This is a genomic window from Bacillus sp. FJAT-27916 (assembly GCF_001183965.1).
Taxonomy (GTDB): Bacteria; Bacillota; Bacilli; order Bacillales; family Pradoshiaceae; genus Pradoshia.
In genome coordinates, this window is the sequence record NZ_LFZV01000001.1 from 491,858 (window position 1) to 511,861 (window position 20,004).

The 20,004-nt window shown below is 43.3% G+C and carries 17 protein-coding genes; 11 read left to right on the forward strand and 6 right to left on the reverse strand.

Translation table 11 applies throughout. The features are described from left to right. Nucleotides 1-14: 14 nt before the first annotated feature. The 3 genes from AC622_RS20915 to pdxS all read right to left on the reverse strand — a co-directional run bounded on the left by AC622_RS20915 (nucleotide 15) and on the right by pdxS (nucleotide 1,827). On the reverse strand, nucleotides 15-191 hold the full coding sequence (locus tag AC622_RS20915; RefSeq protein ID WP_156185539.1) for a hypothetical protein: 177 nt from the start codon (nucleotides 189-191) through the stop codon (nucleotides 15-17). Nucleotides 192-349: 158 nt separating this feature from the next. After that, a complete protein-coding gene (pdxT, locus tag AC622_RS02265; protein ID WP_049669596.1) occupies nucleotides 350-937 on the reverse strand; it encodes a pyridoxal 5'-phosphate synthase glutaminase subunit PdxT in 588 nt (195 codons plus the stop codon). 2 nt (nucleotides 938-939) lie between these two features. Then, nucleotides 940-1,827, reverse strand: coding sequence for a pyridoxal 5'-phosphate synthase lyase subunit PdxS (pdxS, locus tag AC622_RS02270; RefSeq protein ID WP_049669597.1), 888 nt, complete (start codon nucleotides 1,825-1,827; stop codon nucleotides 940-942). A 129-nt stretch (nucleotides 1,828-1,956) separates the two neighbouring features. Between pdxS and pdxR the strand changes: the two genes are divergently transcribed. After that, a complete protein-coding gene (pdxR, locus tag AC622_RS02275) occupies nucleotides 1,957-3,348 on the forward strand; it encodes a MocR-like pyridoxine biosynthesis transcription factor PdxR (RefSeq protein ID WP_049669598.1) in 1,392 nt (463 codons plus the stop codon). A 113-nt stretch (nucleotides 3,349-3,461) separates the two neighbouring features. Further along, nucleotides 3,462-5,198 (forward strand): adenine deaminase, encoded by a 1,737-nt coding sequence (gene ade / locus AC622_RS02280; protein WP_197089894.1) that lies wholly within the window; start codon nucleotides 3,462-3,464, stop codon nucleotides 5,196-5,198. A 159-nt stretch (nucleotides 5,199-5,357) separates the two neighbouring features. Here the strand turns inward: ade and AC622_RS02285 are convergent, their stop codons facing one another. Continuing rightward, nucleotides 5,358-5,636 (reverse strand): AbrB/MazE/SpoVT family DNA-binding domain-containing protein, encoded by a 279-nt coding sequence (locus AC622_RS02285; protein WP_049672744.1) that lies wholly within the window; start codon nucleotides 5,634-5,636, stop codon nucleotides 5,358-5,360. A 167-nt stretch (nucleotides 5,637-5,803) separates the two neighbouring features. On the opposite strand from AC622_RS02285, the gene AC622_RS02290 reads away from it, so the two are divergent. The 7 genes from AC622_RS02290 (at nucleotide 5,804) to AC622_RS02320 (ending at nucleotide 14,448) form a co-directional block, all read left to right on the forward strand. Next, entirely contained in the window at nucleotides 5,804-6,046 is a 243-nt protein-coding gene (locus AC622_RS02290; RefSeq protein WP_049669599.1) for a YkuS family protein, read from the forward strand. Nucleotides 6,047-6,493: 447 nt separating this feature from the next. Then, nucleotides 6,494-7,999: an ABC transporter permease gene (locus tag AC622_RS02295; RefSeq protein WP_049669600.1), complete on the forward strand. Its 1,506-nt coding sequence runs from the start codon at nucleotides 6,494-6,496 to the stop codon at nucleotides 7,997-7,999. Nucleotides 8,000-8,011: 12 nt separating this feature from the next. Beyond that, nucleotides 8,012-8,707, forward strand: coding sequence for an ABC transporter ATP-binding protein (locus AC622_RS02300; protein ID WP_049669601.1), 696 nt, complete (start codon nucleotides 8,012-8,014; stop codon nucleotides 8,705-8,707). A 77-nt stretch (nucleotides 8,708-8,784) separates the two neighbouring features. Then, nucleotides 8,785-9,474: a response regulator transcription factor gene (locus AC622_RS02305; RefSeq protein WP_049669602.1), complete on the forward strand. Its 690-nt coding sequence runs from the start codon at nucleotides 8,785-8,787 to the stop codon at nucleotides 9,472-9,474. Further along, nucleotides 9,455-10,954: a HAMP domain-containing sensor histidine kinase gene (locus AC622_RS02310; protein WP_231589468.1), complete on the forward strand. Its 1,500-nt coding sequence runs from the start codon at nucleotides 9,455-9,457 to the stop codon at nucleotides 10,952-10,954. Before AC622_RS02305 ends, AC622_RS02310 begins: the two co-directional genes overlap by 20 nt. A 226-nt stretch (nucleotides 10,955-11,180) precedes the next feature. Beyond that, nucleotides 11,181-12,647 (forward strand): S1C family serine protease, encoded by a 1,467-nt coding sequence (locus tag AC622_RS02315; RefSeq protein WP_082196988.1) that lies wholly within the window; start codon nucleotides 11,181-11,183, stop codon nucleotides 12,645-12,647. A 544-nt stretch (nucleotides 12,648-13,191) separates the two neighbouring features. Then, nucleotides 13,192-14,448, forward strand: a complete 1,257-nt coding sequence (locus AC622_RS02320; RefSeq protein ID WP_049669603.1) for a sensor histidine kinase — start codon at nucleotides 13,192-13,194, stop codon at nucleotides 14,446-14,448. A gap of 59 nt (nucleotides 14,449-14,507) precedes the next feature. Here AC622_RS02320 and helD read toward each other — a convergent pair whose 3' ends face one another. Continuing rightward, entirely contained in the window at nucleotides 14,508-16,853 is a 2,346-nt protein-coding gene (helD, locus tag AC622_RS02325; protein WP_049669604.1) for an RNA polymerase recycling motor HelD, read from the reverse strand. A 158-nt stretch (nucleotides 16,854-17,011) separates the two neighbouring features. On the opposite strand from helD, the gene AC622_RS02330 reads away from it, so the two are divergent. Then, the gene (locus AC622_RS02330) at nucleotides 17,012-17,527 is read left to right on the forward strand and encodes an acyl-CoA thioesterase (RefSeq protein WP_049669605.1); all 516 of its coding nucleotides are present in this window, start codon (nucleotides 17,012-17,014) and stop codon (nucleotides 17,525-17,527) included. Between the two features lie 78 nt (nucleotides 17,528-17,605). On the opposite strand, the gene AC622_RS02335 is transcribed toward AC622_RS02330, so the two are convergent. Further along, nucleotides 17,606-18,454 carry an MBL fold metallo-hydrolase gene (locus AC622_RS02335; protein WP_049669606.1) on the reverse strand — a complete coding sequence of 283 codons (849 nt, stop codon included), beginning with the start codon at nucleotides 18,452-18,454 and terminating at the stop codon, nucleotides 17,606-17,608. 250 nt (nucleotides 18,455-18,704) lie between these two features. Between AC622_RS02335 and rodA the strand changes: the two genes are divergently transcribed. Next, a complete protein-coding gene (rodA, locus tag AC622_RS02340) occupies nucleotides 18,705-19,880 on the forward strand; it encodes a rod shape-determining protein RodA (RefSeq protein WP_049669607.1) in 1,176 nt (391 codons plus the stop codon). The last annotated feature ends 124 nt before the right edge of the window (nucleotides 19,881-20,004 follow it).

A 20,004-nucleotide genomic window follows, 5' to 3' on the forward strand; every position in this document is an offset into this window, starting at 1 on the left:
TTTGGGTCAGCCTTTTAGTTTGATTTGTTTAGAGGCTGTTGTCTGGCGGACGGGTAAGCGGAGATCTTGGCTGCTATTTTGGGTTTCGCCCATAAAGCCCTATTTTCGCCCATAATGAGGGTGTTTTCGCCCTTAAATTCATATTTTCCGCCCTTAAACGCCTGAGATTCGCCCATAAACAAAGAAATCAAGTTTCACTCCTTTAAATATCTTCGTCTTACCTGACCCAATCCATGAAAAGACCAAAAAATTTTCCTTTTTTTATGAATAATCTGCTTTTTTTATCCCCAGAGAACGGAAAAAAAACAGGAGAAGGCCAAATCTGGTTTATCTCCTGTTTGTATTAGATTTAAGCAATAGCAGAGTCCTCACAGTGCTCCTTCACCATTTGGATGAATAACTCAAGAAAACGCGAATCATCAGTCAGCTCGGGATGAAAGGAACTGACGAGAATGCGGCCTTGCTTGGCTGCCACAATATGTCCATCATAGTCTGCAAGCGTCACGACACTTTCTCCGGCATGAAGGCAATACGGGGCACGGATAAAAATGGCCTTGAATGGTTCATCCAACCCCTTGATAGCAAGTGATGTTTCAAAGCTTGCCCGCTGACGACCTGAGGCATTGCGCTGAACAACGAGATCGATTAGTCCGAGTGGCTCGGGATCGGAATCATCGGCAATCTTACTTGCGAGCAATACCATTCCGGCACATGTGCCGAAGATAGGTTTTTGGAATGATTGGATGGTTTCTGTGAATCCATACGTATCCATCAGCTTCTTGATGGCGGTGCTTTCTCCTCCAGGAATGATGAGTCCGTCAAGTGATGCAAGCTCTGAGGGGAATTTAATTCTTGAGGCTGTACAGCCTGTTGCTTCTACTTGTTTGATATGTTCTGAGACAGCTCCTTGCAGGGCTAATACGCCAATATGAGGCATTGTTACCAACCCCGATCCTGCATACGGCTTTCCGCTGGAATCGTGGCAATCTCAATTCCCTTCATGGGGCTGCCTAGTTCAGTTGAAAGTTTGCCAATCAGCTCATAATCCTTGTAATGAGTGGTTGCCTGGACGATTGCTTGGGCGAATTTCTCAGGAGACTCGGATTTAAAGATTCCTGATCCGACGAAGACGCCATCAGCCCCAAGCTCCATCATCAGGGCAGCATCTGCCGGTGTCGCAATTCCGCCTGCCGCGAAGTTGACAACAGGCAAGCTGCCCTCTTCCTTGATTTGAAGCAGAATATCGTACGGAGCTCCTAAGATTTTCGCCTCAGTCATGAGCTCATCCTCATTCATATGGATGACCTTTCGAACCTGCGCCTGAACCTTTCGCATATGGCGGACAGCTTCAACAATATTACCTGTACCTGGTTCTCCCTTCGTGCGCAGCATGGAGGCACCTTCCCCGATCCTTCTTGCTGCTTCTCCGAGGTCGCGGCATCCGCAGACGAATGGGACAGTAAAAGCCCTCTTTTGAAGGTGATACTCTTCATCTGCAGGCGTTAAAACTTCACTTTCATCAATGTAATCGACACCCATTGCCTCGAGTACGCGTGCTTCCACGATATGGCCAATCCGTGCTTTAGCCATCACAGGGATAGACACGGCCTTCATGACCTCTTCTACGATACGCGGGTCTGCCATTCTTGCAACCCCGCCAGCCTTGCGAATGTCAAAAGGAACACGTTCAAGAGCCATGACGGCAACAGCTCCCGCTGCCTCGGCGATTTTGGCTTGCTCCGCATTGACAACATCCATGATAACCCCGCCCTTTTGCATTTGGGCCATTCCTCGTTTGACAGCATCAGTGCCTAAGGCTTTTCTCATAAAATTAGCACCATCCTTTTTTATTTTTAAAAATAGTGTGATTTGTTGTATGGTATAAGTATAGAGGAAACAGACCCCATTAAAAGATTCAGTTTCAAGCGTTTTGATGGTGTCAGTGAGGGAGAAAAGATGAATAGATTAGCGTGTGAACTAAACCGTGAAAGCCGTATTCCAATCTATGAGCAGCTGTATGTTTTTATCAAAAATGAAATCATGTCCGGCAGATTGCCATATCAAACGAAGCTGCCTTCGAAACGGAATCTCTCTGATTACCTGCAAATCAGTCAAAATACAGTAGATGCAGCTTATCAGCAATTGGTTGCAGAGGGATATATTGAGGTGCTTCCTCGGAAAGGATACTATTGTTTGGCCTCAAAGGATTTGGAATACATACAGCCTGGGGAAAGCTGCTCAGAAAAGAGGGATGAGCCGGGTGAGCAGATTATTCAATCCTTTCATCCGAGTCATATTGATGTCAGCGTGTTCCCCTTCAAGACGTGGAGGAGATTGGCAAAGGATTTGATTGATTTCAATAACCAAGATTTATTATTGCTTGGCGACCCCTTTGGTGAAATGGAACTAAGAAGAGAGATTGCGACCTATTTGTACCATGCAAGAGGCGTCATTTGTGAGCCTCGGCAAATTATCATTGGAGCAGGCCTTGAAATCCTGTTGCAGCAATTGGTCCTCTTATTTGGCAGCAAGGCAAAATATGGCGTTGAAAACCCTGGTTATCAGGTCATGAACCGTATCATGTGCCATTTCCCGAATAAGGTTCAGGCTGTAGGAGTGGATGAGGATGGATTAAAGATTGATGAGGTCCTTCAAGGGGATATGGATATTCTCTATACAACACCATCCCATCATTTCCCGTTTGGGACCGTACTGTCCTATAACCGACGTGTTCAATTGCTTTCGTGGGCAGCGGAATCGAAGGAAAGGTTCATTATCGAGGACGATTATGACAGTGAATTCCGCTATAGCGGCAAATCTATTCCCTCGCTTGCAAGTATGGACAGCTTTGGGAAGGTGATTTATTTCGGTTCCTTCTCCAAATCCTTAATGCCGTCCATTCGAATTAGCTTCATGCTTCTGCCGGAGGAATTGCTTTCCTGCTATCAAGAGGCAGGATTCGGGCATTCCTCCGTATCGAGGTTGGACCAGCATCTTCTAGCTCGTTTTATGCGTGATGGGGAATTTGAGCGTCATCTGAACAGAATGCGGAAGGTGTATCGCAGGAAATTAGAAATAGTACTAGAACATTTGAAGCCTCATAGGGAAATTCTTTCCGTAATCGGGGAGAAATCAGGCCTTCATATTGCCCTTGTTGTCCATAATGGGATGAATGAGGAGCAAATTAAGGAACGGGCAAGGGAGAAAGGGATTCTCCTGCACACTCTTTCAGATTATTCTATCGTGAAGGAGGATTATCCCCCAACCATCGTGCTTGGTTTTGCGGGGATACCAGAGGCTGAGCTTGAAAGAGCCATTGCCCGGTTATTAGAGTGTCTTAATGGATAAAAAATATAAGAAATAGGCTATTCTCATTACTCCTTATTATGTGTTATAGTAGGTTAAATTTATTTCATTATTACATCTTAAGAGATTACTAACATAGAAAAAGGGTGATTAGGATGGATTACAGCTTAATGCAAAGACGTATCAATGTGGCTTCAGGGAAGGAGCCGGCAGATCTTGTTGTTAAAGGCGGCAAAATTTTGAATGTATTTACCGGTGAGATTCAGCTTGGAGATATCGCAATTGTCGATGGGGTTATTGCTGGTATTGGCCAATACGAAGGCAAAAGAGAAGTAAATGCCGCAGGGCGATACATCAGTCCATCCTTTATCGACGGCCATGTGCACATTGAATCCACAATGGTTAGCCCGCTGGAATTTGCAAAGGTTCAGGTAAAGAACGGTGTGACTGCCGTCATTGCAGATCCTCATGAAATTGCCAATGTCAGCGGGGCACAAGGAATTCAATACATGATTGAGCATACGGAGGGTCTGCCTTTTGATGCGCATTTCATGCTTCCATCCTGTGTACCTGCTACGGAATTTGAAGAAGCGGGAGCGATTTTGAACAGTGAGGATCTAGCTCCATTTTATGAACAGCCGCGTGTACTTGGACTTGCGGAGGTCATGAATTATCAAGCTGTGCTTGAGAGCGAGCCTTCCATGGTTGAGAAACTGCTGGATGCAAGGAAACAGCATAAATTGATTGATGGTCATGCTGCTGGTTTGTCTGGGAAGGCCATTGATGTATATATGGCTGCCGGTATTCATACGGATCATGAGTGTATGACTGCGGAAGAGGCAAAGGCCCGTCTTGAGAAGGGGATGTATCTCATGATTCGGGAAGGGACAGTCGCAAAGGATTTGAAGCAGATCATCGGGGCCGTTAATGAGCGGAACGCGAGAAGATGCCTGTTTGTAACAGATGACCGTCATTTGGATGACGTCATGATGGAGGGCAGCATTAATAATTGTATCAAATTAGCCATTGCAGAAGGTATTCCTGTCATGACGGCCTATCAAATGGCAACCTTGAATGCGGCTGAATGCTTCCGTCTGAAAAATCAAGGAGCGATTGCTCCAGGCTATAAAGCCGACTTTTTGATGCTTGATAGTCTTGAAGAGGTTGCCATCCATTCAGTCTATAAGAACGGGAAATGTATCGTAAGCGAAGGTTCTGTCCAGGGATTCCCAGAGAACTATCCATATGCTATAGCGGAAAATCTGGCGAATACCGTTTCCCTCGGTAAGATTGATTCGAACGATTTGGCAATCAAGCTGAAGGGGGAAGAAGCAAATATTATTGGCATCATTCCGAACAGCCTAATCACCAAACGTCTCATCGAGAAGACGAATCGGACAAAGGAGGGCTTCTTCGAATCGGATACCCATCTTGATCATCTAAAGATTGCGCTTATTGAACGGCATAACGCGACAGGCAAGATTGGCCTCGGAATTGTTAAGGGGCTAGGGCTGAAATCAGGAGCTTTGGCCACGACGGTTGCACATGATTCTCATAATTTAATTGTCACTGGCACGAATGATGAAGACATGCTGGCAGCCATTCAGGAGCTTGAAAAAAGCCGAGGAGGGCTGGTCATTGTCAGTGAAGGAAAAGTGCGGGCCAAGCTTGCTTTGCCAATAGCAGGCTTGATGTCAATGGAAAGCGCGAATGCTGTCTACGGACACTTGCGCGAAATGAATCAAGTATTAGCTGACTTAGGGGTTTCACAGGACTTCAATCCATTCCTGACCCTGTCATTCCTGGCACTTCCGGTTATTCCGGCATGTAAGATTACGATTGATGGACTCTTCGATGTCACGGAGTTCAAACATATCTCGATTGATGCCTAAATGAAAAGCTGGCCTCCACGAAAAATCCTTGTGATTTTTTGGAAGCCAGTTTTTTTATATTCTTCCATTCATTTATGGTTTGGATTTCTTGATTATACATAGTCTATTGAACATGACAAAAAAACAGGCGGATCTTTCCGCCTGGACGAAGAGTAAGTCTTATTGTTTAATGACATGATGAAGTTCTTCAGTGAGCCGCTGAATGCCTTCTGGACTTAGGATGATTTTGCCGTTGGCGAGTGTAATATTGTTGTTGCTCACCTCGCCTGTAATGATACAAGCCTTGCCAGGCATGTATTTCTGAAGGATGATTTGATTTTCGTCCGTAAAGATTTCAATTGAGTCTTTTATGTTAATATCCAAGGTACGTCTTAATTCAATCGGAAGAACAATTCGGCCTAGTTCGTCGACCTTTCTGACTATACCGGTAGATTTCATATCTATCACATTCTTTCCCTTTTTATAGAATAATAGTATTAATTTGACAAATAGTAAATAGAAAAGCTTGATATTAACAATAATGTAACATTTTGAAATCAAACTGTTTGATAAATGAATAATTTCCTTTATGGCAGAACATCCTACCATTGGAGGAGGTGTAAGCAATGGCTAAAATAGGAGTGGAAGAATCCTTATCAGATGTGCAGCAAGCGCTTCGTGAGAAGGGATATGAAGTGGTACAGTTAAACCATGAGTATGGTGCAGCGAGCTGTGACTGTTGTGTCATCTCTGGAATGGATAAGAATGTAATGGGTATGCAGGACGCTGCGATTGAAGGTCCCGTAATCAATGCGGATGGATTAACAGCAGACCAAGTGTGCTCAGAAGTGGAAAGCAGACTTCAATAAATAATGTACGGGAAATGAGTGGCAATGAATGGAGCAATCTATTCATTGCCGCTATTTTTTTGAATCGTTTTTTTTTCATTGGTGATTTCGTGTGAATACATGTGCGGCTTGAATCTTCTTGATTAGGAAGGTTCTTTTTTCTTTTTATCCAGTTAAAGATGAATGTTGATAGTTAATAGTAGAATACTGCCCGTTAACGCATCAAATTGTTGACTCCTGTGGGATTAGCACCACGACCGCATGCGATTTAGCTGCCGCTTGCAACGAAAATCAGCATTTAAGATAAACAGAGCTTTTCGTTTAAATGATAGGGCTGAGCAGCCTTATGAGCACGATTGCATAATAAAAATTTCGCGTCCGACATTTAATTGACACAATTCCGTTTTAAAGTGATAGACAGGTTAGTTACATAACTGACGTTAGATAGAGAGAGGATGGAGAAGAAGGATGAACTTTATCAAACGAGCATTCTTGAGCGTAAAGGCCAAGAAGGGCAAAAGCATATTACAGTTATTTGTCTTCACGGTTATTTGCGTGTTGGTATTGAGCGGGTTATCTATTCAGAGTGCAGCTTCGACTTCAGCAGAGCTTGCGAAACAGCAGCTTGGAGGAACCGTCACACTGAGCTATGACCAAGAGAAGATGATGCAGGAGCAGCGTGAAGCAAGAGAAAGTGCTGGTTCAGAGGATGCCCGGGAGCCATTTCGTTTTGCTCAAACACCTGTTGAGGTAGAGGATGCGGAGGAATTAACGACCTTAGCCCAATTAAGCGGCTATAACTTCACTTCAAGCACACAGGCAGCAGCCAGCAGCTTTGATCCTATTGAAGCTTCATCAAGTGATACTTCGAGCAATTCGAATCCAATGGGCGGGAAAATGCCTGATAACGGCATGAGCGATGCAGATGTGACCCTGCAAGGGGTGGTTTTCACAGATGCAACGAGTGATTTCATGGATGGGAATGCAGAAATGACAGAGGGAACGCATATTTCTGATGAGCATATTGGTAAAAATGTCGCCATCATTGAGGAAACATTAGCAGAGGAAAATGATTTATCTGTCGGTGATACCATTGAAGTTGCCTCTACAAGCGATGAAGATACAACAGTAAAAGTCGAGATTATCGGAATCTACAAAACGACTTCCACATCGACTGATTCGATGGGGATGAGTTTTACTTCCATGAACCCATACAATAAAATCTATGTTCCTTATACAGTAGCCAATGAAATGAAAGGCGAAGATTATGAGGGCACAATTGATAGCGCTACATATTACATGGCAGATCCTGCTGATACAGATTCCTTCATTGAGGATGCAAAGGCAATGGATGTCATTGATTTCGATACATTTAAGCTGGATGCAAATGATGACCTTTATCAGCAAATGGTAGAGCCAATCAATAATGTCGCCTCATTTTCAAAAAACATTGTATATTTAGTGACCATTGCAGGTGCAATTATTCTTGGATTAATTGTGATGCTTGGCATTCGGGAACGAAAATATGAAATGGGTGTCCTTCTTGCCATTGGTGAGAAAAAGAGCAAGTTAATTGGACAATTTATCGTCGAGATTCTTATTGTTGCGGTCTTTGCGATTGGGATAGCCTCCCTGACAGGTAATTTAGTGGCTGATAAGATTGGTGACCAGCTTCTATCACAACAAGAGGAAGCTTCAGCAAGTTCTAGTGCAGATGCGACTCAGTTTGGCGGCAGAGGAATGCAAATGGGCGGTGGGGGTATGGGTGCTCCAGGCGGTTTCAGAGGTCCTGGCGGACAAGCTGGTGCAGCTGACGCAGAAGTGGCAACGGTTGACCTGGATGTTCAAGTAACTCCATCTGATCTAGGAAAGCTGACGGGAATTGGTTTGCTGATTGCGGTTATCGCGACATTAATTCCTTCATTATCCGTATTTAGACTGCAGCCGAAAGCAATCCTTTCAAGACAGGATTAAGGAGGAGAAGCAATGACGAATTTACTGGAATTTAAGGATGTAAGTTATTGGTATAAGTTTGAGAATAAGAGGCAAGACATACTAAAGAAAATTAATGTATCCTTTAATAAAGGTCTGTTCTATACCATTGTCGGTCCTTCCGGGTCTGGGAAGACAACCTTCCTGGCATTAGCGAGTGCGCTGGATATGCCGAAGGATGGGGAAGTGCTGTATGAAGGAAAGAATATCAAAAAAATCGGTTATTCCAAATTTCGAAATAAATATGTTTCTATTGTCTTCCAGGCATACAATCTGCTCCCTTATATGACGGCCCTGCAAAATATCACGACCGCTATGGAAATAACGGGAACTAAGGTGGGTAATCGCAAGGCCTATGCACTGGAAATGCTTCAGAAGGTCGGGATCGATGAGAAGCAGGCTCATCAGCGTGTGCTTACCTTGAGCGGCGGCCAGCAGCAGCGTGTATCAATTGCGCGGGCTCTGTGCTGCCAATCGGAATTGATTGTGGCCGATGAGCCAACAGGAAACCTGGATGAGGACACAGCGAAGGAAATCATCGACTTATTCCTTGATCTGGCTCATAAAGAAGGAAAATGTGTCATTGTTGTAACGCATGATACTAATCTGGCCAAGATTTCGGATGTGAATATTCGCTTATCAAAAGGTGAAATCACGATTTCAAATAAGGAAGAACCAGTAATGGTGTAAAATAAGAGTAAAACAAAAATCTCCGGACATTTCGGGGATTTTTGTCCTATTCGTTTTTAGCGGGAGAGTGTTGCAGCATGCATAAAATCTTGATTGTTGAAGATGAAATCGCAATCAGCCAAGTGTTAAAGGCATATTTGAAAAAAGCGGGCTATGAGACGAAACAAGTTTATACAGGTGAAGAGGCAATCGATGAATTCCACGAGTATAAGCCGGATTTGGTGCTGCTCGATGTGATGCTTCCTGGTAAAAGCGGATGGGATATCTTGAAGGAGATCCGCATAGAAAGCACATGCCCGGTTATTATGCTGACAGCCCTTGGTGATGTGAACTACCGGCTCACAGGCTTGAATGATGGAGCAGATGATTATATTACGAAGCCGTTTGTCGGTGATGAGGTTGTCGCAAGGGTACAGGCTGTACTTAGAAGGTCAGTGCAGGTCATTGATGATAAAGAACGGAAGCAATTTGGTTCATTAACCATCAATATGAAGGCTCATTCGGTCACTTTGCATGGTATTGAATTGGATTTGACTCCACGTGATCTCGCACTGCTCATTTTTTTGAGTCAGCATCCCAATCAATTATTCACACGGGACCAGTTGATTGAACATGTATGGGGTCTGGATTATGATGGCAGTGACCGGGCAGTTGATTTATCCATTAAGAGATTGAGAAAAGCCTTGAAAAATTGGCCTAGTACAGAAGGAGAAATCAAAACTTTGCGGGGATTGGGGTATCAGTTAAGTGTCTTCGATAAAAAATAAACTTCAGACTAAAATCACCCATCTCACCTATGCATGGAAAAATAAGTGGGCTAAGGAGCAGGAGGAACAAAAAAGGATCAGCCTCCTGCGCTATTGGACAATACGCTATCTCGTTACGCTTGTGATTGGCTTGGCGGTGATTGGCTTCGTCACGGGAATTATCATCCGGCAATCGACTTTAAATAAAAACCTTGAGATTGATCAATATTTGGCGGAGGAAGTGGCTGCGCGAATGCTTGATCAAATAGTCGGGACCGATATACCGACCGATGGAAATGATGAATTATTTTATAATCGGAAAAAATTACTTGAAACAAGCGGTAGTCCATCCATTTATATCGTCGACCCGTCCGGTACGATTCTTATGGAGAACCGCTCAGAGAATCATTTAAGGATTTCATCCTTTTCGGAGAAGTTAATTTCGAGCGAGGATGAGGTAAGAAAATTAAACAATATTGGCGGGAGAGATTATTATCTCATCAAACGACCGATTACCTTGAATAATTCTGTTCTTGGCTGGGTCGTAGTCATCCAGTCGGAGGCAGAACTGACTGCTGTGGACCAGGAATACAAGTTGCTCTTTCTGATGATTCTCAGTGCAGCCATGCTTGGCTGGGCAGCGATATACTTCCTGTCTAAACGTCTGCTTAAGCCGATTGAGAATGTAGCAAAGGCAGCAAAGGAAGTCGAAGCAGGTAATTACGATGTTGAGCTGAATGAAAGGGTACGAGAACAAGAGGTGTATGATCTAGTTCATTCATTTAAAGAAATGGCCCTTAAGCTTGAACAGCTGGAATCCATTAGGGCTGAGCTGCTTGCTGGGGTGACGCATGAATTGAAAACCCCTGTCACCTCTATCAGCGGCCTCCTGCAGGCAGTGAACGATAAGGTTGTTACAGGAGAAGAAGCAAAGGAGTTTCTTGCTATTTCCTTGCAGGAGACGAATCGTCTGCAGAAGATGGTCGGGGATTTGCTTGATTTCAATTCTTTTGCGGCAAACGCCATTCCAGTGAATAAAAAACCATGCTTCATTGGAGAAAGCGTGAAAGAGATGGTCTATCAATGGAGCATTATTCAAGATAATTCCGATATAGAGGTTGCCATAAATAAGCCTGAGGAAGACTTCGAAGTGTATACTGATACGCTTCGTCTCCAGCAAATTCTCATTAACCTGCTTAATAATGCAAAGCAGGCTATTCAGGGGGATGGAAAAATCACGATCACCATTCACCCGACGGACGGTGAATGGCTCGCGATTGATGTTCAGGATAATGGCACAGGAATCCCTGATGCTGAGCAGGATTTGATTTTCGAGCGTTTCTACCGTGGTGAAGAAAAGAAATATAAGGTAAGAGGCTTGGGGCTCGGCCTGCCTTTCAGCAAGATGCTGGCAAGAGCCATGGGAGGCGACCTAAAGCTTTTAAAAAGCAACGGGGAAGGGACGACCTTTACCATCAATCTTCCTTACAGGGATGAATAAAGAGGCGGAAGCTGGCGGAGACCATCGCCAGCTTTTCCATTTATTAAAGGAAACACAAGAATAGACTTCCATTTATAATAAAGGTATCATTTTATAAAAATATTACACGCTGACATACCTCTGACACAAAGTGTGGGTATAGTAGGTAATGTAGTCAGGAAACTATTATTTTAACGTAATCATTAATTCATATACTTTCAGCATAATAGGTAAGGAGAGGAATTAGATGGATTTCACTAACCGAAATGAACGTGATGAATGGGAAGAAACAAAGCGAAATGATGAAGAAACGATAAATGAAACAACAGAAGCTGAGCCAACGAGCCGTTCTATTGATCCGACCTATGTATCCTATCAGGGATATCATGAGCTTGATTCCAGCCAAATTGGCAAAGGGCCATACGATCATGCAGCTGAGGAATTAATTGAGCCTGTTATTAGCAACGAACAACCGGACAAACAAGAGCCTCATGAAAGCCAGTCATCGAAAAGCAGAAAAAGATGGCTTACACCTGTGATTACAGCCATTCTTGGAGGAGCGATTGTCCTTGGCTCTGGTTCTTATTTTGGATTTGTTGATTTAACCGGATTCCTGCCTGGCAGCGGAGATGGAACTGTAGAATCAGTTGAAACTGCCGTTGCCCAAGTTGATGATAAGGATGGGCTGCAAATTGATGAGACAGCCATTTCCACAAGTGACACAATTAAGATGATCGAAGAAGTATCCCCTGCTGTTGTGGGGGTCGTCAATATCCAGAAAATGAGCACAGAAAACTACTATAACTATGGATTACCGACCACTGAAGGGGAGAACTCAGACAAGGAAGAAAGCGGAACTGGTTCAGGTGTCATCTTTAAGAAGGAAGGCGATTATGCCTATATTGTTACGAATAATCACGTAATTGAAGATGCTGATACCATTGAAGTATATTTAGCTAATGAAACAAAAGTGGAAGCTAAGCTTGTTGGTACAGATGCGCTGACAGACCTTGCCGTCTTGCAAATCAGCAGTAAGAATGTCACGAAGGTAGCAGAATTCGGGGATTCCGATAAATTGAGTGTCGGACAGGAAGTGCTTGCTATCGGAAATCCGCTTGGCTTAGATTTCTCTGGTTCAGTGACACAAGGAATTATCAGTGGCCTGCAGCGTACAGTGACTGTTTCTACATCAGCTGGTGAATGGGATATGGATGTTATCCAGACGGATGCTGCCATCAACCCAGGGAACAGCGGAGGAGCACTTGTGAACTCAAGCGGTCAGGTCATTGGAATCAACAGTATGAAAATCTCCTCGGAAGATGTAGAAGGGATTGGATTTGCCATCCCAACTCAAGAGGTCAAAACAATTGTGAATGATCTGCTTGCTGACGGATCCGTCCAACGCGCTTATGTGGGCGTAGGCTTGCAGTCTATTGCAGAGATTCCGCAATACGTACTGGAGCGTCAGCTTAACCTTCCAGCTGACGTGTCAGAAGGGCTGGTGGTTACGCAAGTTGAAGCTGGGTCACCTGCTGATAAAGCTGGCATCGCAACATATGATGTGATCGTCTCAGTCGATGATACAGAGGTTTCGACTCTCAGTGAGTTCAGAAAATACCTATACAGCCATACAAAGAGCGGGGATACCGTAAAAATCAAACTATACCGTGATGGAGCGGAAAAAACCGTATCCGTAACGGTAACAGAGCAATAACATAACCCTTTGTGAATAATTGTTGCTATCTTTCCCCCTAGGATAGTAAACGTTATTTGAATAGAGAAGATTTCGCTAAAGAAGCTTGATAGACTCAAGTTTCTTTAGGCTATTCAGACAGATTCGTCAGAATCTGTCTTTCTTTATGCCTGTATTTCCTTAAGATGAGCTAGAAAGTATAGATTATTTAAATATAGTTAAAGTTGGATAGGTGCATGGACAGTTCATTTCGTGATCCCTTAGCATTATCCAAAATGATAAGGAATATCTCCGAAGTTAAGATGGGATTCGACAGGAGATAGGACATTCATATTTACTGATGATTATGATAATTAATAGAAAAAAGTAACAACGGTTTTATGGTGAAGAAATATAGGGGAATAAATGATAAAAAGGGGAAAAAAGACGGATAGACTCGAATATTTGGAGTTACAAAATATATTACTGTAAGAATATTTAGAAAAAAATGTCATTTTACATTTACATTGCATTTATTTTCCACTAAACTTCATTATAAGCCAACCTATTCAAAAGGGAGAAAAATATGATCAATGACCTTGTTGAAAGTTTCATCATCAACTTGTTTATCATCTTGATCTGCGTACAAATTAATTATTTTTGGCAGGTAAAAAGGGAAACGGACGAAAATAACAACTATTTGGCCTTATTTATCGCGCTTGCTGGCAGCCTCCTCATCAATAGGCTATTTTTTGTTTCTGAAATAAATTCATCCCTCTCCCTGCATATCGGGGATCTGGTTGTGATTATCGGAGTACTGTATGGTCGTGCCTGGATAGGAACCATGCTGTTTATTCTTTTAACTGTCATGTCGACGTTGATCCATCCTTTGCAAGGACTTTATACCATCATGACGAGTTTGCCGCCTTTGTTAATCTCACTCTATTTACGAAAAATCTATATTAAGATTCCAATAAAAAAGAAATATACGCAAGCCTTTTTAATTGCGCTGATTTCCTCCATTATCAGTATGTCCTTGGCGAACGGCCTTTTCTCCAATAGGTGGACATGGCTCGACAGCATTCTCTATATGCTTGTCTATATAGGAGGACTTCTCGGCTTAGTGTATTATATGGAGAATTTAAAGAGGAGCAGAATGCTGAAGCGGGAGATCATCAACACGGAGAAACTTCAGGCTGTCAGTCATTTGGCCGCATCAATCTCTCATGAAGTTCGCAACCCTTTAACAGCAACAAAGGGGTTTTTGCAATTATTAAAGAGTGATGATAACCTGCCGGCAGAGAAGAAGCAGCAATTTATTGATATAGCCATATCTGAATTGAATCGGGCAGAGAATATCATCAATGATTACCTTGCCTTTGCAAAGCCTTCTATGGAACTGCAGGAAACCATTGAAATCCAATCTGAGATTCTCAAGGTGATTGAAATTGTGAAGCCGCTTGCGAATATGAATGCGGTCTTTATTCAATGTCATGTACCTGTGTTTTACGTGAATGGAGAAAAGCATTTATTCCAGCAATGCTTCGTTAATCTCGTAAAGAATGCAATTGAATCCATGCAGGAGGGCGGTGTCCTGATTTTGAAGGCACAGCCAATCAAGAAAGGGATTAATATTACCATATCTGATACAGGAATCGGGATGAGTGATGAACAGATCAGCCGGCTTGGTGAGCCTTATTTTTCTACTAAAGGTGTCAAGGGTACGGGCTTAGGGATGGTAGCTGTCTATCGGATTGTGAAGTCCATGCATGGCTCGATACGGGTCAAGAGCAAGCCGAAGGAAGGCACAACATTCACCATCTACTTGCCTGGTCATCCATAAGAAGGTAAGAATAAATCCCCTCGCAGCCAATGTGCGAGGGGATTTTGTATGTCATTTGGTCATCTTAATTCATATAAGTTATTAGGAACATCTTTGATAAATGGACTTGGCTCTCCGCATGAGAGAAGGTGGAGCTCATGCATCGCACGCGTACAGGCTGTATAGAATAAGTTCCGTTCTTGTTCACGATAGTATTGATCCTTCGATGCATTAAAGATAATAACTGCATCGAATTCAATCCCTTTTGCCAAATAGGCTGGAAGAATGAGAATGCCCTTTGTGAAGCTGTAAATGGATTTGTCCATCAGTTGAACGAATTCAATCCCTTTTAACCTTTCAAAGGCCATATCCGCCTCGTATTGTGTTTTGCATATAATAGCGATGGTTTGGTGTCCAGCCTCCTGCAGGCTCTTTAGCAGCTGAGTGATCAGCTTAAAGGATGCATCAATGTCGGTTCGTTGATAGAGGACAGGTAGCATTCCATTTCGATTGAAGGGCTGAATCTGAATATCACCTAGAATGGCACTGGTGAAGTCAATGATTTGGCGTGTGGAACGATAGCTCTTCAATAAGATAATTCTTTCCGTTTCGTCGGCTGGGTAAAGTTCCTCTGACAGCAGTGTCGGTGCTCCGTAGGAATGGGCGTAAATGGCTTGATTCATATCTCCTAATATCGTCATGCGCCCATTTGGAAAGAGCCGGTGAATGACTTCGAGCTGGAAGGCAGAGTAATCTTGTGCTTCATCAATGAAAAGGTAGCGAATCAGTCTGTTTGTTCTCACCCCTTCAAGCTCTTCTTTAAAGTATAGATACGGAGCAGCATCTTCATATGGAAGGCGATTTTGACCTGTTTCCTTAAGGGTAATTCCGCCAATCTCTCCCCAGTTGGCTGGAATAGAAGCTTCCATTTTCAGCTGTTCGGCAATATTTTCCTGAAACAAGTCTTTGTACATCTTCTTGACATTCAAGAAACGGAATTGCTTAACGGCTATTCGAATCGGCTTGAAGTATTTATGGGTAACCTTTTTGGCCAGCTCTTGCTGTTCCCTGTCAAAATCATCAAATGTCTCCTCTGTATAGGATTTCCTTTTGTGCAAAAACTGGAAGGTTTTGGTGTAGTCTGCTGTATCCAGAAGCTCAATCTCCTCCTCTACCCATTCGGAACGGCGCTCCAATTTTTCGATTTTGTACAGCTCCTTTAGAAGCCAGTCCTTTACAAACTCTAGGCGGTTTTGGATGGAGAGCGATGGATCAAGGGAATAAAAATAGTCAGCTATAGCAGAAGACGTTATCAGTGTCTTCTTACGCAAATTGATATTTCTGAACTGAAGCCCGGCATGGCTGAGAGATTGGATATATTGGTCAAGCAGTGCCTTAAATTCCAGTGTGTTTTTGTAGCGGATGGCTTCAAGTCTAGCCTCGTAGAAATCATCATCTTCCTCATGCAGGACGTATTCCATTTGCTCAAACGGGTCGCTGACTTCATAGTCGTCCCCAATCATTTTCGCCATGTAATCAAAGAAGGTAACCTGCTGCATATTGTCTTCTCCGAGTGATGGAAGAACAGTGGCTGTGTAGCTGCTAAATAGCGGGTTAGGGGAAAAGAGCAGGATATTATCAGCCTTAATCTCATGAACATGCCGGTATAGAAGGAAGGCAACCCTTTGCAGGGCGGCGGACGTCTTGCCGCTGCCGGCTGCCCCTTGAACGACAAGGTAGCGCTTTTTGTCATTTCGAATCAACGTATTTTGTTCCTTTTGGATGGTGGCAACAATATTCTTCATCTGGCTATCTGCATTTTTGCCAAGCACTTCCTTCAGAATTTCATCCCCAATTGTAATGCCTGTATCGAACATGCTTTTCAGCTGTCCACCCTTAATAATGTATTGCCTTTTCTGCTCCATTTCTCCTTCGATGATGCCGCCAGGTGTTTCATACTGAGCAGGTCCGGGCGAATAGTCATAATAAATGCTTGAGATTGGTGCCCGCCAGTCATAAATAAGGAAATTCTCCTTCGCATCATCCATCAATGATGAAATGCCGAGGTAGACAATATCAGTGATTGGTTCTCCTTCTTCGTGAAAATCAACACGTCCAAAATAAGGAGAATCCTTGAGGAGATTCAATGTCTTCAGCTGTCTGCTCATATGGCCGTGTGCCCGTTCACGTTCGGACAAGAGCTCTGCCTGCTGGCGGATACTCGCCAGTGTTTCCACAGCGTCCTCCGGGTCGTCAATATTAACGGTTACGTCGTCCCAGAAGGTTTGGCGGATCTCTGTTACATCCTGTCTGATTCCCCCCTGTGAATTTCTCACAGACTCAGCTCTTTTCTCTATTAAGGAAACGATATCTGCTAATCTGGCTTTTTCGGCCTGCAGCGCTTCGTTTAAATCAGCTTTGTTCATATGGGACCCCTCCAGAAATATAAAATAAACATGAAACAATATTTCACAGTAATCACCGTTATTTGATTCGTATTTTATAGTTTGTTAAAATTAAATATTGTTATTCAAATCCTGCCAATGACTGGCATTTGGTTTTCTAGAAAGAAGGTAAGAGGATAATGGAAACAAAAACGTGTAATGAATCCAGAGTAGTAAAAACAAGCCGAATCTTTCCGAGTGATGTAAATGATCATAACACATTATTTGGCGGAAAACTTATGAGTGATATTGATATGACAGCTTCTATCTCGGCGACGCGGCATTGTCGGAACGCTGTTGTAACGGCTTCTACCGACTCTGTCGATTTCTTAGCTCCTATCTCTCCGGAGGATTCTGTCTGCTTGGAGTCCTATGTGAGCTGGACAGGGAATAGTTCCATGGAAGTGTTCGTTAAGGTCACTGCCGAGCATTTAATGACAGGTGAACGCAAAATAGCTGCCACAGCCTTCTTGACATTTGTTGCGATGGATGAGAGCGGAAAGCCGACACGGGTGCCAAAAGTCATTCCGGAAACGGAAGAAGAAAAGAAATTGAACGAAACTGCAGCCTTTAGAGCAGCTAAACGGAAGGAACACCGTAAGCAAAGTAAAGAACTCGCAGAATTCTTTAATACTAATCGTCCTTGGGAACGCTAATAATTCCTGCAGCAAGCAGGGTTCAACAAGAAAGGAACCATCCTGGTGAAGCATTCGGGAGTGGTTCCTTTTCTTTATTCATGTTTCTTCATATATACGCTTCTGGGGCTTGGCTATTTCATCAAAATGTACAGCAAGTTCATCCAGCTTATGTGATAAATATTCTTCTAACAACGGCAGCCCATGGCCAGTGACAGCATATTTAGGTTTCAAGTCATTCAGTCTTCGGACGGATTCACGAGCAGCTTCCCAGTCAGTAGTGAAGTAGGCTGGCGGCCCGCTGATCTCCTGCTTCTGCGTAAGAACCTTATATAAGGATTCTTGTTTAACTCCAACGAAAGCATCCCCGGCAATCAGGAAGCAATCTTCTTCACGGAAGAGAGAGACGTGGCCAGGTGTATGACCGGGTGTGTGTAGCCATTGCCAGCCGGGCATATAAGGAACGGTTCCGTCGTCTGGCAATGGCTGTACCTTATTGCCTATGTCAATACCATGATTCGGGAAGAAACGGGCGATGTCTGGTACAAGTCCGCCGGCAGCCTTTGTATTCGGTTCAGGGTAATTGCGCTGTCCGGTTAAGTAGGGAAGCTCCAGTTTGTGTGCATAAACGGGGATATCCCATTTCTCAAGCAAGGCCTCGAGTGCCCCGACATGATCGAAGTGCCCGTGTGTCAGAATAATGGCCTTCGGCTTGCTGCCTTCGCCGAAGCGTTTTTCGACAGCTTCGATAATCTCATCATCGGCCTTGGGCATTCCTGCGTCCACTAACACGAAGTCCTCTTGGTTCGGCTGGCCGACTAATATAACATTCACAATCTGGGTGTTCAGTACATAAATATCTTCCTTGACTTCAATCCCCATTCCGCTGGTCATGGAGGTTAAAGGAATATATGTATGCTGGAATGTTTGTTTTGATTTTCGTTCCATGACATACTCCTCCTTCTTTCTTCGCTTTTTTCTCTTTACCCTCTTTATTTTTCTTAATAACGGGAAATCTGAAACTGGTACAAAATGGTGTGCAAAAAAGAAATGGATGCTCATTGGTATCAAAAAGTGTATAATATTAACTTTAGGTTATAAAATTGGCTGATATCCTTTAAGTTGTGATTTTAGCCTGTTCAAGTATAATAAGGGGTATGGCTTTACCTTAACTTTAGGATGAATATGGTGGGTTTACATGTCTAACAATAATAATCGAAATTTCACGTCTAAGATCGATTACGGTCTTTTGTTCATCATTTTCCTTTTATTTGTCACGAGCTGTCTGGCCATATATAGTGCCCAGACAACCGGTCAGTATGGGGAAAACTTTGTCGTAAAACAAATCATGTGGTACGTGGTCGGATTGACAATTGCCTTTTTAATTATGACATTGGATGCGGATCAGCTGAAGAAGATGTCATGGTATTTATATGGCTTTGGTCTCCTTCTCTTACTCGGACTTATTGTAGCTCCAGAAACCTTGGCACCGATTCGAAATGGGGCAAAGAGCTGGTATCAATTCCCAGGGGTGGGTTCTATCCAGCCTTCGGAGATGATGAAGGTATTTTTGATTATGGCCTTGTCAGCCCTTATACAAAACCATCATGCAAAGCACCGTATCAGGACTTTGCAGACGGATTTTATACTGCTGATGAAGATAGGATTAACGACAGGAGCACCATTATTGCTCGTCATGCAGCAGCCTGACCTTGGAACCTCACTCGTTATGATTGCCATCATGATTGGAATGATATTCGTATCAGGGATAACATGGAAGATGCTCGTGCCGATGTTCGGGGGAGGCTTCCTGCTGGTTGGCGTGATTTTTTATCTCGTTGTCTGGCATCCAGATATTATGGAGAAATACTTCCACGTGAAACAATACCAATTTGGCCGGATTTATGCGTGGCTGGATCCGTACAATTATACCTCCTCAGAGGGGTATCAATTAATTAAATCCTTACTGGCCATTGGGTCAGGAACGACCTCGGGCAAAGGATTTGGGAACCGTGAAGTGTACCTGCCGGAGGGGCATACAGACTTTATCTTTGCTGTCATTGGCGAGGAATATGGCTTCCTTGGTGCAAGCATTGTGATTATTCTTTACTTTATGCTTGTCTATAATATGACTAAAATCGGACTTGAAACGAAGAATGAATATAATACGTATATTTGCGTCGGTGTCATTTGCATGCTGACCTTCCACGTGTTCGAGAATATTGGAATGACGATCGGCTTATTGCCAATAACTGGTATTCCATTGCCATTCTTAAGCTATGGGGGGAGTTCACTCCTTGGTAATATGATGGCACTAGGACTGATTTTCAGCATCCGATATCACCATAAGAAATATATGTTTTCAACTTCATGAAGAAAAGGAGGGATTCATCCCTTCTTTTTTCTTTGTAGGACAATATGAAAAAAATGGTAGAAATATACTGTGAACTAACCTATGATAAATAGAAAGATAAAAAGAATACAGGCCTAATGTAGAA

Coding starts and splice junctions, on each gene's coding strand:
- pdxT (WP_049669596.1), bottom strand. CDS start 937: ATGCCTCATATTGGCGTATTAGCCCTGCAAGGAGCTGTCTCAGAACAT.
- pdxS (WP_049669597.1), bottom strand. CDS start 1,827: ATGAGAAAAGCCTTAGGCACTGATGCTGTCAAACGAGGAATGGCCCAA.
- pdxR (WP_049669598.1), top strand. CDS start 1,957: ATGAATAGATTAGCGTGTGAACTAAACCGTGAAAGCCGTATTCCAATC.
- ade (WP_197089894.1), top strand. CDS start 3,462: ATGGATTACAGCTTAATGCAAAGACGTATCAATGTGGCTTCAGGGAAG.
- AC622_RS02285 (WP_049672744.1), bottom strand. CDS start 5,636: ATGAAATCTACCGGTATAGTCAGAAAGGTCGACGAACTAGGCCGAATT.
- AC622_RS02290 (WP_049669599.1), top strand. CDS start 5,804: ATGGCTAAAATAGGAGTGGAAGAATCCTTATCAGATGTGCAGCAAGCG.
- AC622_RS02295 (WP_049669600.1), top strand. CDS start 6,494: ATGAACTTTATCAAACGAGCATTCTTGAGCGTAAAGGCCAAGAAGGGC.
- AC622_RS02300 (WP_049669601.1), top strand. CDS start 8,012: ATGACGAATTTACTGGAATTTAAGGATGTAAGTTATTGGTATAAGTTT.
- AC622_RS02305 (WP_049669602.1), top strand. CDS start 8,785: ATGCATAAAATCTTGATTGTTGAAGATGAAATCGCAATCAGCCAAGTG.
- AC622_RS02315 (WP_082196988.1), top strand. CDS start 11,181: ATGGATTTCACTAACCGAAATGAACGTGATGAATGGGAAGAAACAAAG.
- AC622_RS02320 (WP_049669603.1), top strand. CDS start 13,192: ATGATCAATGACCTTGTTGAAAGTTTCATCATCAACTTGTTTATCATC.
- helD (WP_049669604.1), bottom strand. CDS start 16,853: ATGAACAAAGCTGATTTAAACGAAGCGCTGCAGGCCGAAAAAGCCAGA.
- AC622_RS02330 (WP_049669605.1), top strand. CDS start 17,012: ATGGAAACAAAAACGTGTAATGAATCCAGAGTAGTAAAAACAAGCCGA.
- AC622_RS02335 (WP_049669606.1), bottom strand. CDS start 18,454: ATGGAACGAAAATCAAAACAAACATTCCAGCATACATATATTCCTTTA.
- rodA (WP_049669607.1), top strand. CDS start 18,705: ATGTCTAACAATAATAATCGAAATTTCACGTCTAAGATCGATTACGGT.